Origin of the sequence: Flavobacterium potami, from assembly GCF_020026915.1 — a bacterium.
Lineage (GTDB): Bacteria > Bacteroidota > Bacteroidia > Flavobacteriales > Flavobacteriaceae > Flavobacterium > Flavobacterium potami.
On the sequence record NZ_JAINUY010000001.1, the window covers coordinates 1317070 to 1330455 of the forward strand.

General features: G+C 35.1%; 9 protein-coding genes. 7 read left to right on the forward strand and 2 right to left on the reverse strand.

All coding sequences use genetic code 11. From position 1 onward, the window contains the following. Positions 1-126 precede the first annotated feature (126 nt). Positions 127-2040, forward strand: a complete 1914-nt coding sequence (nagB, locus tag K6T82_RS05350) for a glucosamine-6-phosphate deaminase (RefSeq protein ID WP_223704891.1) — start codon at positions 127-129, stop codon at positions 2038-2040. Positions 2041-2591: 551 nt separating this feature from the next. Here nagB and K6T82_RS05355 read toward each other — a convergent pair. Continuing rightward, a complete protein-coding gene (locus K6T82_RS05355) occupies positions 2592-3305 on the reverse strand; it encodes a LytR/AlgR family response regulator transcription factor (RefSeq protein WP_223704892.1) in 714 nt (237 codons plus the stop codon). 72 nt (positions 3306-3377) lie between these two features. Next, a complete protein-coding gene (locus tag K6T82_RS05360) occupies positions 3378-4436 on the reverse strand; it encodes a sensor histidine kinase (protein ID WP_223704893.1) in 1059 nt (352 codons plus the stop codon). Between the two features lie 130 nt (positions 4437-4566). Between K6T82_RS05360 and K6T82_RS05365 the strand changes: the two genes are divergently transcribed. The 6 genes from K6T82_RS05365 to K6T82_RS05390 all read left to right on the forward strand — a co-directional run bounded on the left by K6T82_RS05365 (position 4567) and on the right by K6T82_RS05390 (position 13279). Further along, a complete protein-coding gene (locus K6T82_RS05365) occupies positions 4567-6804 on the forward strand; it encodes a GH92 family glycosyl hydrolase (protein WP_223704894.1) in 2238 nt (745 codons plus the stop codon). Between the two features lie 22 nt (positions 6805-6826). Further along, positions 6827-8704: a sodium:solute symporter family protein gene (locus tag K6T82_RS05370; RefSeq protein ID WP_223704895.1), complete on the forward strand. Its 1878-nt coding sequence runs from the start codon at positions 6827-6829 to the stop codon at positions 8702-8704. Positions 8705-9027: 323 nt separating this feature from the next. Next, a complete protein-coding gene (locus K6T82_RS05375) occupies positions 9028-9993 on the forward strand; it encodes a glycoside hydrolase family 130 protein (protein WP_223704896.1) in 966 nt (321 codons plus the stop codon). 7 nt (positions 9994-10000) lie between these two features. Continuing rightward, the gene (locus tag K6T82_RS05380; protein WP_223704897.1) at positions 10001-11068 is read left to right on the forward strand and encodes a carbohydrate-binding family 9-like protein; all 1068 of its coding nucleotides are present in this window, start codon (positions 10001-10003) and stop codon (positions 11066-11068) included. Next, entirely contained in the window at positions 11043-12161 is a 1119-nt protein-coding gene (locus K6T82_RS05385) for a putative glycoside hydrolase (protein WP_223704898.1), read from the forward strand. Before K6T82_RS05380 ends, K6T82_RS05385 begins: the two co-directional genes overlap by 26 nt. A gap of 95 nt (positions 12162-12256) precedes the next feature. Then, positions 12257-13279: an isoaspartyl peptidase/L-asparaginase family protein gene (locus K6T82_RS05390; RefSeq protein ID WP_223704899.1), complete on the forward strand. Its 1023-nt coding sequence runs from the start codon at positions 12257-12259 to the stop codon at positions 13277-13279. Positions 13280-13386 lie beyond the last annotated feature (107 nt).

Consider the following 13386-nt stretch of genomic DNA (forward strand, 5'->3'; position numbering starts at 1 on the left):
TTTTAAAAATAGCTCAACATCCTTATTTTGTCTTTTGCCGAAGCGCAATCGTTATTAGTCGAAAATTTAATAAGAACGGATAATTTAATTCTACTTTTATCTTACTAATTAAATGACAAGCGGCAAATGATTAAAGAAGATATAGGTTTTAGAGAAGCAGGAAAATTTGAAGAAACTCGTTTCGAGAAAATTCATAATGTTATTTTCGAATCGTCTCAGGAAGCTTCTTTAATGGTAGCTCGCGAAATTGCCAATTTAATTCAGAGAAAAAATGAGCTGAACGAACCTTGTGTTTTAGGTTTGGCTACGGGTTCTTCGCCAATCAAAGTGTACGAAGAATTAGTACGAATGCATAAAGAAGAAAGGCTGAGTTTTGCAAACGTGGTTACTTTCAATTTAGATGAATACTATCCGATGGATGAAAATGATATTCAGAGTTATTATCATTTTATGCACGAACATTTATTTCATCATGTTGACATTCATCCAGAAAATATAAATATTCCAAACGGGCAGGTAAGTGCCGAGGAATTACAGCAATATTGTATCGATTACGAAATGAAAATCAAATCGTACGGCGGTTTGGATTTTCAGCTTTTAGGAATCGGTAGAACAGGTCATATTGGTTTTAATGAACCAGGTTCGCACGTAAATTCTGGAACCAGAAGTATTACTTTGGATCATTTGACCCGTATCGATGCGGCTTCTTCTTTTTTAGGAATTGACAACGTTCCGAGAAAAGCCATTACAATGGGAATTGGAACCGTAAGAAATGCAAAAAGAATCGTTTTACTAGGTTGGGGAATCAGTAAAGCGGGAATCATAAAAAAGACAATCGAAGGCGAGGTTTCTTCGCAAGTGCCAGCTACGTATTTACAAGAGCATCACAACACAACATTTGTTCTGGATACAGAGGCTTCGTCAGAATTAACGCGAGTAAAAACACCGTGGTTGGTTAAATCTTGTGTTTGGACAGACGAATTAAAGCTAAAAGCGGTCGCTTGGTTAAGTGAGTTAACGAAGAAACCTTTCCTAAAACTAACGGATAAAGATTATAACGACAACGGAATGTCGAGTCTTTTGACGGAAGAAGGAACTGCATACGATTTGAACATTAAGATGTTTAATAAAATGCAGCAAACCATCACGGGTTGGCCGGGTGGAAAACCAAATGCTGACGATACGTACAGACCAGAACGTTCTACACCAGAAAAGAAAAGAATTATCATTTTCAGTCCGCACCCAGACGATGATGTGATTTCGATGGGAGGAACATTTGACCGTTTGGTAGAACAAGGACATGAAGTTCATGTTGCCTATCAGACTTCTGGAAACATTGCAGTTTCTAATGAAGAAGCTTTGAAATTTGCAGAGATTTCTAGAGCGTTAAATCCCGATTCTAAAGTTTCTCAGGAGATTATAAATTTCCTAAAAAACAGAACGGGTACAGAAATCGATTCGCCTGAAGTTAGAAAATTAAAAGGATTGATTAGAAGAAGTGAATCTTTTGGAGCAACACGTTACATCGGTTTGTCAGATTCTAATGTGCACTTTTTAGATCTTCCGTTTTACGAAACAGGAACGGTTAAAAAGAATAATCTTTCGGATGCAGATGTCGACATTATGTGCGACATTATTGAAAGTATAAAACCGCATCAAATTTATGCCGCTGGAGATTTAGCAGATCCGCACGGAACTCATAAAGTCTGTTTAGACAGTTTGTTTGAAGCTTTAAAAAGATTGAAACAAAAAGACTTTATGAACGATTGCTGGGTTTGGTTATATCGAGGCGCATGGCATGAATGGGAATCGTACCAAATTGACATGGCAGTACCGATGAGTCCTGACCAGGTTTTAAAGAAACGGCATGCCATTTTTTATCATCAGTCTCAAAAAGACGGAGTAATGTTCCAAGGTGATGATAGCAGGGAGTTTTGGGTACGAGTTGAAGACAGAAATAGATTGACTGCAGAAAAATATCACAGCTTAGGATTGGCAGATTATTCGGCTATCGAAGCGTTTAAGAGATATCACTTTTAGTGGTTTTGCAGCAATAAAGATAATAGACTATTTCATGGTTTATTTTGGTTAGTTACCTATAATTGAGGAAAAAGCAGTCTGGAGAGACTGCTTTTTTGTTTTTTTAAACCGCAAAGTTTTTTACCGCAAAGAGCGCTAAGATTTACGCAAAGTTCGCTAAGGTTTTTTACACAGAGTTCGCTAAGATTTATTTTTTTTCTGAGAATTGAGAATAAAAAAGTTCGCAAAGCTTTTGGAAAATTTTTTTTCGAACTCTAAATAAAACATAGCCCAAGGTTTCAACCTTGGGTACACAAAGATTGGAACACGATACGTACCCAAGGTTGAAACCTTGGGCTATGTTCTGAATAAATTGTGAAATGCTTATATAAAAAGTTAGCCACAGATTAAAAAGATTTGCAGAGAATTTTAAAATCCTATTAATCTTTTAATCTGTGGCTAAAATAAACTTCTGCGAGGTTTGTTGCCTTTTTTAGCATCGACACAAAATAAACTTTGCGAACTTTGCGTAAATCTTAGCGCTCTTTGCGGTAAAAAAATGCGGTTTAAATCTATATAGAAGAATTCAAAATCTTCTGTTTTACTTCGTCGATATAAGATCTTCCGATAACGTATCTAAGTCCTTCAATTTCAATGCTGTTTCCTTCAACAGCATCGATTTTGTCAATGGCAATGGTGTAGGATCTATGGATTCTTATAAAATCTCTTTCTGGTAATAAACTCGTAAAATCTGATAAAGTGCTATGAATGATAAACTTTCCAGAAGTGGTGCTGATTTTTAGATAATCTTTCAAACTTTCAATTACCAAAATTTCGTTCAAGAAAATCTTTTTCATTTTTTTCTTGTCGATTTTTACAAAAATAAAAGGATTCTCCTTACTGTTTTCCTGTGGAGTTTTAGTGGTATTATTAAGACGTTTGTTAATCTTATTTACCGCTTTCATCAATCTCGGAAACTCAATTGGTTTTACTAAATAATCCAAAACGTCAAGTTCGTACGTTTCAATCGCAAACTGATCGTAAGCGCTTGTAATAATTAATAAAGGTGGGTTTTCTAAACTTTTGATAAAATTAATACCGTCCAAAACAGGCATATTGATGTCTAGAAAAATTACATCTATCGTATTGTTCTTTAAGAAATTTAATCCTTCAATAGAATTACTGAAAGTGTTTACCAATTCTAAATCTTCAATCTGTTCAATATAATTCTTAATAACGTTTATTGCCAATGGCTCATCATCGATAATTAAACACTTTATTTTCATTTGCAAAATATTATTTTAGGCCTGTATGTGGTTTTTTGTAGGTATAGTTTTCTAAACTATTAAAAGTGTGGGCTATGTGACTTTTATAACTAGTTTAACGACAAAAATATTCTTTTTATTTTTAAATGAAAGCTTATAGTCATTTTTATTATATCCTAATTCCAGTCTTTTTTTGACGTTTTCAATACCTATACCACTTGACTTGTTAAAATTATCTTTATGTACGGTAATTTCAGGCATTGGGTTTGAAATAATGAAATACAGACAATCTCCTTTTACTTTGAAGTTAATATCAATAACCACATTTCCAGTATTTTTGTTTACTCCGTGTTTAAAAGCATTTTCTACGAAAGTCAGAAGTAAAACCGGAGAGATTTCTTTATCATGAATATCTCCCGAAATATACATGTTGACTTCAAGTCGTTCTCCGTTTCGAATTCTTTCCAAATCGAGATAATTCTGAATGCACATAATCTCGTTTTCCAAAGTCTGTTTTTTACCTTTTGTTTCATAAAGCATATAACGCATTAATTCAGAAAGCTTTAGAACGATTTTTGGAGTTTTATTTGATTTTTCTACAGAAAGCGAATAGATATTATTTAAGGTATTGAAGAAAAAGTGCGGAGAAATCTGTGATTTCAAAAACAACAATTCTGTTTCTAATTGCGATTTTTCAAGATCGGTTACACGTCTTTGCTCTTGGAGAAAGTCAAATGTTATTTTTATGGCCGTGACAAAAGTCATAACATATAATTCACCCATCATCATATCAATTGTATAATTTAGCGTGAGATTGTTTATGGTTTGAGGTCCCTCTGGCCAAACATCGTGTGTAATGAACAGATAAGTCAAATTAAATTTTATGACAACCATGACAAAAATGGCAGAAAGTACACTTATTATATATAGGAAGTATTTCTTGCGATAAACCAAATGTGGCATCAAGACCAATATATTAAGGTAACATAAAGTCATGTGAATTGGAAAACCGAGAAGAGTAGTTTTTAAGGAGTAAACGTAGTCGTTAAAATAGCTTCCCCAGCGGAATGTATTAAATACAAAATACGTCAGCCAGAAGTAAGCATGAAAGCGAATTGGTACTCTGTAAAGCTTGCTTGAGTTAAAAATCATATTGGTAATTTATAATGTCGTTTGTTACTTTTTTTTGATGTTTAGAGCCGTTTAAATGTCGTCCGTCTAAAATTATTTTGGTAAAAGTTGAATTTATCTAAATTTAAAGTTAAATTAATATTGTTTTGATATGAAGAAAATTACTCTGCTATCTCTTACGGTAATTTTTATTGCAAGTTGCAAAATAAAAGTTGATAAAAATCAACATCCACAAAGTTTTGCAACAAATTATGTAGATCCTTTTATAGGTACTGGAGGTCACGGACATACGTATCCTGGCGCAACAGTTCCGTTTGGGATGTTGCAGGTGAGTCCAGATAATGGAATTTCGAGTTGGGACTGGTGTTCTGGCTATCATTATTCTGACTCTATAGTTTCTGGGTTCAGTCATTTACACTTAAGCGGGACAGGAATCGGTGATTTGGCAGATATTTTATTTATGCCGACAAACAAAAAATTAGACTTAACCGCCAAAGCCGCTTCACGCGATTTCCTACCGTATAAATCAAAATACAATCATGTTAACGAAAAAGCAGTACCGGGTTATTACCAAGTTTTTCTTGAAGATCCTAAAATCAATGTAGAATTAACGTCTACACAAAGAACCGCATACCATAAGTACACCTATAATAATAACGAAACACAATCTGTTGTGGTCGATTTAGGTTTTGCCATCAATTGGGACAAAGCAACAAAAACGGCTATTACGGTTGAAGACGCCAATACTATCAGCGGTTACCGTTTCAGTACAGGTTGGGCAAAAAATCAGAAAGTATTTTTTGTAGCGAAGTTTTCTAAACCAATTACAGAATCTATTATTACTGCTGATAAAAAAGTAGTTTCTGGTAAAAATGCTGAAGGTGAAAACACAGCTCTTCAATTATTCTTCGATGCTAAAAACTCTAAAGAATTAGGAGTAAAAGTGGCACTTTCTTCTGTTAGTATCGCTAATGCGAAAGATAATCTGGAAGAAAAAAAGGAATTTGAAAAAGTAAAAACAGATGCTTCTGCTGATTGGAACAAAGCTTTAAGCAAAATTACAGTTGAAACTCCAGTTGATTCTCTAAAAACAATTTTCTACACGGCTTTATACCACGCTCAAGTTGCTCCAGTTACTTATAGCGATAAAAACGGACAATTTAGAACGGAAGACGATAAAATTGTTACTTCTAAAAATTATACAGCATATTCTACTTTATCACTTTGGGATACCTTTAGAGCTGAAAATCCGTTGCTTACAATCTTAGATCCGAATAAAGTTTCAGATATGGTCAATTCGATGTTGGCGTATTATGAAACTAAAAAAATACTTCCGGTTTGGACATTATATGCCAATGAAACCAATACAATGACAGGATATCATTCGATTCCAGTTATTGCAGATGCTTATTTAAAAGGTATTAAAGGTTTTGATGCCGAGAAAGCTTTTGAAGCAATGAAAGCAACCATGATGCAAGACGAACGCGGACTAAACTTCTACAAAAAATACGGATACATTCCTTATAACTTATTAGATGAATCGGTTACCATCACTTTAGAATATGCTTACGATGATTGGTGCGTGGCGCAAATGGCGAAAGCTTTAGGAAAACAAGCTGATTATGAATTTTTCTCTAAACGTGCCAAAGCTTACGAATATTTATTTGATGCCAAATCTGGTTTCATGAGAGGAAAATCAGAAAATGGAAAGTCTTGGAACGAACCTTTCGATCCAAAACATTCCAACCATAGGGAGCATACCGACTATACCGAAGGAAATGCTTGGCAACACAGTTGGTTTGTACCTCATAATGTAGACAATTTGATTTCGCTTCACGGTGGAAATGAGATTTTTACCAAACGTTTAGAACAATTATTTACAGAGAGTTCTGAGATTACAGGAGACAATGTTTCAGCAGATATTTCTGGTCTAATCGGACAATATGCGCACGGAAACGAGCCAAGTCACCACATTACCTATATGTTTAATCACGCTGGTCAGCCTTGGAGAACACAATATTGGGTTCGTCATATTTTGGATACACAATATAATACAACAGCAAACGGTCTTAGTGGAAACGAAGATTGCGGACAAATGTCGGCTTGGTATGTATTCAGTTCAATGGGATTGTACCCAATGAATCCAGCTTCTGGAGAATACGAAATTGGAAGTCCGATTTTCAATAAATCAACTTTAAATCTTCCAAACGGAAAAACTTTTGTGATTGAAGCAGAAAATGTTTCTGAGAAGAATTTCTATATCCAATCGGCTACTTTAAACGGAAAAGCATTTAATAAAACAGCCATTTCTCACCAAGAAATGCTTAAAGGTGGTGTGCTTCATTTTGTAATGGGAGCACAGCCAAACAAAAACTGGGGTCAGAACTAACTAATTCAAAATAAATAATTTAATGAACATTATTGACGTATCAATCATTTTAATCTATATCGTAATGTCGGTCGGTATAGGAATCTGGATTTCAAGAAAAGCATCAAAAGGACTTGATGATTATTTCCTTGGCGGGAAATCGATCAAATGGTACTTCTTAGGATTGAGCAACGGCTCAGGAATGTTTGATGTTTCAGGAACTTCCTGGATGATTGGAGTTTTATTTTTATATGGAGTAAAAAGCTTCATGTTTATGTGGCTTTGGCCGATTTGGAATCAGATTTTCGTCATGATGTTCCTCGCAGTTTGGATCAGAAGATCGAAAGTAATGACCGGTTCTGAATGGATTCTAACTCGTTTTGGAAGTGATAAGGCAGGAAAAGCATCACATATTATTGTAGCGATTTTTGCGATTATTTCGACAATTGGTTTCATCGCTTATTTCTTCGTTGGAATCGGAAAATTTGTAACCATTATTCTTCCTTGGGATTTGACAGTTCACATTAATGGAAGTGTTTTCTTAACTTCAGAACAAGCTTATGCTTTGTTAATCATTTTCTTAACGACAATTTACACGGTCAAAGGAGGAATGTTTTCTGTAGTTGCGACAGAAGTTGTACAATATATTATTATGATTGTGGCTGGTGTTTTAATCGCGGGTTACGCTTTCATTAATTATACTGATATTCAAATCAATTCGGTTATTACGCCAGAATGGAAAAATGTTTTCTTCGGATGGGAATTTGAAACGCAATGGAGCGATAAATTCGAAACTTTCAACAGATTAATTGATACAGAAGGTTACAAAATGTTTGGCGCTTTCATTGGAATGACACTTTTCAAAGGTTTCTTCGCGAGTGTTGCGGGTCCAACTCCAAGTTACGATTTACAACGTGTTCTTTCTACAAAATCAGTAAAAGAAGCAGCTTATATGAGTGGTTTCACGAACTTGATTTTATTCATTCCTAGATATTTATTAATTACAGGAATTGTGGTTATTGCTTTAGTAAATTTAGCTCCAGAATTAAATGCAAATGTAAATCTAACAGGTGCCGATTTAGAATTATTGATGCCAAAAGTGGTAAATCTGTATATTCCAGTTGGAATTAAAGGAATTCTTCTAGCAGGTTTGTTAGCTGCTTTCATGTCTGGATTCTCAGCTTTCGTAAATGCAGGACCAGCGTATATTGTAAATGACATTTATAAAAAATATTTCAAACCAGTTGCTTCAAATAAGCATTATATTAAAGTAAGTCAGATTTCTTCTTTCTTGGTGGTTGGTCTTGGAGTTTTCATGGGATTCTTTGCAGATTCTATCAACTCATTGACACTTTGGATTACAAGTGCTTTGTACGGAGGTTACGTTGCAGCCAACTTCTTAAAATGGATTTGGTGGCGTTTTAACGGATGGGGTTATTTCTGGGGAATGGTCGGCGGATTAATCGCAGCTTCTCTTCAATTCGTTTTAGATCAAAACAAAGGAAATTTAACAGCTGGAACATTCTTACATGATCTTTCTCAAGTGCCATCTATTTACTTGTTCCCATTAATTTTCGGAATGTCAATTCTAGGTTGTCTTTTAGGAACTTACTTAAGCAAACCAACTGATATGGAAGTTTTAAAATCTTTCTACAGTAATGTAAGACCTTGGGGATTCTGGAATCCAGTTTTCAAACAATTAAAAGCAGAAGATCAATCTTTCCAAAAAAATAATGATTTCTACTTAGATATGATGAATTGTGTAATCGGAATTATTTGGCAGTCAAGTATGATTTTGCTTCCGATTTATTTTATTATCAGAGATTATCCAAAAGCGGGAGTGGCATTAACGGTTTTCTTGATAACAACTACAGTACTGAAATTTACTTGGTTGGATAGAGTTAGGAAGATTGAAGAGTAGATTTTAGACTAGGAAGATTTTAGAAGCAAGAAGAAAGATTTCTTGAATTGAGATAAAAATTAAACACATAGAAACATAGGTTTTCTTTTGCTTGAAAAGGAAATAAAAAGAAACTAGTTTCTAACACATAGAGCTTTGAACATAGCCCATAGTTTCAACTATGGGAACGCATAGAAGCTCTACAAAGATTGGCGAATAACGTGGTGGAGCTTCTTATGGAGATTTCTCCTTCGTCGAAATGACAAAACTGAGTGTGTATTCTAATAGAATAAGCACTCAACAAAAAACAAGCATAAAAAACTAATAAATAAAAAAACAAAAAAATGAGTACTATTCCTTGGCAAGACAGACCCGAAAACAGTAAAGATGTAATGTGGAGATATTCTGAGAATCCAATTATCGACAGATATTCGATTCCTTCATCAAACAGTATATTCAATAGTGCAGTTGTACCTTTTGGAGACGGATATGCTGGGGTTTTCAGATGCGATAACAAAGCGGTTCAAATGAATATTTTTGCTGGTTTCAGTAAAGATGGTATCAATTGGGACATCAATCATGAACCAATCGAGATGAAATCTGGTAACACAGAAATGATCGAATCGGCTTATAAATACGATCCTCGTGTGGTTTGGATTGAAGACCGTTATTGGATTACTTGGTGTAATGGTTACAACGGACCAACTATCGGAATTGGTTATACTTTCGATTTTAAAGAATTTTTCCAATGCGAAAATGCCTTTTTACCATTCAACAGAAATGGAGTTTTATTCCCTCAAAAAATTAACGGTAAATACGCTATGTTAAGCCGTCCAAGTGATAATGGACACACGCCATTTGGAGATATCTGGATTAGCTATAGCCCAGATATGAAATATTGGGGAGAACACAGATTGGTTATGAAACCGTCTCCGTTTGAGCAAAGTGCTTGGCAATGTACGAAAGTGGGAGCAGGACCAATCCCTATTTTAACTAACGAAGGATGGTTAATGATTTACCACGGAGTAATCAATACTTGCAACGGTTTCCGTTATGCAATGGGTTCAGCGCTTCTAGATGTTGATTCGCCAGATCAAGTAAAATACAGAACACAACCTTATTTATTAGGACCAGCAGAAACTTATGAAATGGTTGGAGACGTTCCAAATGTAGTTTTCCCTTGTGCAGCTTTACACGATACTGAAGAAGATAAATTAGCAGTTTATTACGGTGCAGCAGATACTCACGTAGCAATTGCTTTCGGAAAATTAAGTGAAGTAATTCAGTTTACAAAAGATAATAGTTTATAATATAAAGATGCATAGTAGAAGTAATTTATTGTCCCTTGCCGTTTTTTTTGTTGGTTTGATGACTTATGCGCAATCTGAAAAAGAGGTTACACCAAAAAGTTATATTGCCTATAAGACTTCAAAAGAAATTGTTATTGACGGAGACGGAGCAGATAAAGCTTGGGAAAAAGCAGCTTGGACAACCCCTTTTGTCGACATAGAAGGCGTTGAAACTCCAAAATACAAAACCCAAGTCAAAATGCTTTGGGACGATAAATACTACTATATCTTGGCAAAAATGGAGGAGCCTCACGTTTGGGCAAATCTAAGACAACGCGATACGATTATTTTTTATAATAATGATTTTGAAGTTTTTATCGATCCAGATAATGATACCCATAATTATTATGAATTGGAAATTAATGCGTTGAATACTGCTTGGGATTTATTCATCAATAAACCTTACAGAGAAAAAAACACTGTTTTAAACGACTGGAATATCGACGGATTAAAATCGGCTGTAAAGATTGACGGAACTTTAAATAATGCTTCAGATACTGATAAAGGCTGGACACTAGAAATCGCTATTCCGTGGTCGGTTTATAAAACCTCTTATTTCGATGATATTGTTCCAAAAGATAAATTTTGGAAAGTCAATTTCTCACGTGTAAATTGGCAACATGATATTGTTGATGGAAAATACGAACGTAAGAAAGATAAAGAAGGAAAATTTCTCCCAGAATACAATTGGGTTTGGTCGCCTATGGGAGTGATAAATATGCATGAGCCCGAAAAATGGGCTTATGTATACTTCTCTTCAAAAGAAAGCGACGATAAATTTACAATTCCGCAGGAAGAAAAAGTAAAATGGGAGTTGTACACCTTGTACAGAGCTCAAAAAAGATATTTCGATAAGAATAAATCTTGGGCAAAGTCACTGCAAAGTATCAGTAAAAAAAATATAGTGGTGGATGGAAAGACTTTAAAACCAGTTTTAGAAAATCATTCATCAGGATTTAATATCTTGGTAAAAAGTCCTTTTTCAAACAAAACCTTAATAATTAAAGAAGATGGTAAAATTATTACGAACGAATAAGTTACAGAACTTTTCAAAGATTATAGTTCTCGCGCTTTCGCTGAGTTTATTCTCGTGCGGACAAAAAGATGCTAAAACAGAAGAAAATGGTAAATTCACTTTTGGTGTTTGGACGACCGCTGATGCTAAAAAATCAGATGCAGATTATTCTAAAGAATTCAAAAAATACAAAGACGGCGGAATTGACGAAGTGTTGATTAACACGCAAACTGACCCAAAACTATTAGCAAGATTAGTTCCGCTTGCAACAAAAGAAGGACTAAAAGTTCACGCTTGGATTATGGCCATGAACCGCCCAAATGATTCAATTGCGTTACAACATCCAGATTGGTATCAAGTTAGTAAAGAAGGAAAATCTTGTTTTGATAACCGTCCGTATGTAGATTATTACCAATGGCTTTGCCCAACCAAAGAAGAATCTAGAAACCACGTTTTAGGTTTAGTGGAAGGTTTAGCAAAAGTAGAAGGAATCGAAAGTGTACACTTAGATTACATTCGTTTCCCGGATATTTTCTTGCCAATTAGTTTGTTACCAAAATACAACTTGGTTCAAGATGTAGAATTGCCTCAATTTGACTTCTGCTATTGTGATGCTTGCGTTAGCAAATTCGAAAAAGAACATCATAAAAATCCAAAAGAAAGCCACAATACTTCAATTGATATGGAATGGAAAAATTTCAGATTAAATGCAGTAAAAGCGGTAGTTGACGATGCGTATAAAATTGCTCATAAACACAATAAAAAATTAACAGCAGCAGTATTTCCTTATCCAGAAATGGCTGATCACATGGTGCGTCAGCGTTGGGATAAATGGAATATTGATGAAGTTTACCCAATGATTTATCACAGTTTTTATGACGAAGAAATTGACTGGGTGGGTTACGCAACAAAACAAGGCGTGGCAGATTTGGAAGGAAAACCAACGAAAGTAAACACAGGAATTTACATTCCAGGTTTAAAATCGGATGCAGAATTGAAAGAAGCAATTTTAGAAGCTAAGAAAAATGGCGCGACAGGAGTTTCATTTTTTGACGGAAATGCTTTATCAGAAAGTAATTTAAAGACGATTAAACAGGTAAAATCGTCGTTGTAGTCGATTTTACTCGGATTAAAAATTTTTACGAAGTAAATTGCAGCATTAAGAATAATTTGATTTCTAAATGTTGAACCAAAAAAACAAAAAACCACATGTCAAATAGAAGAGATTTTATCAAGAAAACTGCTTTAGGCACATTAGCCGTAAGTTCTGTTTTGGGTGTAAGCGGGTTTGCTGCAAATCATGAAAATGAACCAGAAGTTGAATCTAAAGAAAAAAAGCAGATTAAACCGATTATCATCTCGACATGGAATCACGGTTTACCTGCAAATAAAGAATCTTGGAAAAACCTAAAAGAAGGAAAATCAGCTTTAGACGCTATTGAAGCTGGAATGAAAATACCTGAAGCAGATCCGAACGTTCGTAGCGTTGGTTACGGCGGATATCCGGATCGTGAAGGGAAAGTAACTCTGGACGCTTGTATCATGGATCACAACAGTAATTGTGGATCAGTTTGTTTCTTAGAAGGAATCAAACACCCGATTTCTGTTGCCAAAAGGGTGCTTCAAAATACGCCTCATGTTATGTTAGCGGGACAAGGTGCAAAACAATTTGCTTTATCAGAAGGATTTAAAGAAGAAAATCTTTTAACTCCTGAATCTGAAAAAGATTGGAAAAAATGGCTGGAAGAGTCTAAATACAAACCAGTTATCAATATAGAAAATCACGATACCATAAGCATGCTAATGTTAGACCAAGATGGCAACCTTTCTGGCGGATGTACCACGAGCGGTGCGGCTTGGAAAATGCACGGACGCGTCGGTGACTCCCCAATAATCGGCGCAGGTCTTTTCTTGGACAATGAAGTAGGAGCGGCGGCTGCAACCGGTTTAGGCGAAGCGGTTATCAGAACTGCTGGAAGCGCGATGGTCGTAGAATTAATGCGTCAGGGAAAATCGCCTTATGATGCTTGTAAAGAAATTACAGAACGTATTTACAACAAACATAAAAACCACAAAGACATGGAATACCTGCAAGTTGGTTTTATTGCTTTGAACAAAAACGGTGAATACGCAGGTTACAGCCTAAGATCAGGATTTAATTACGCGGTTTCTGACGATGTAAAAGGTCACAGAATGGAAGACGCGAAATTTAAAATGTCTTGGGATAAATAAATATAACGTTTAACTAGATTAAACGTAATATTTGTCATTTCGACTGAAAGGAGAAATCACACTAGATATTCTACAAAGTATATCTCCAATCTATGTCGATTTACTTG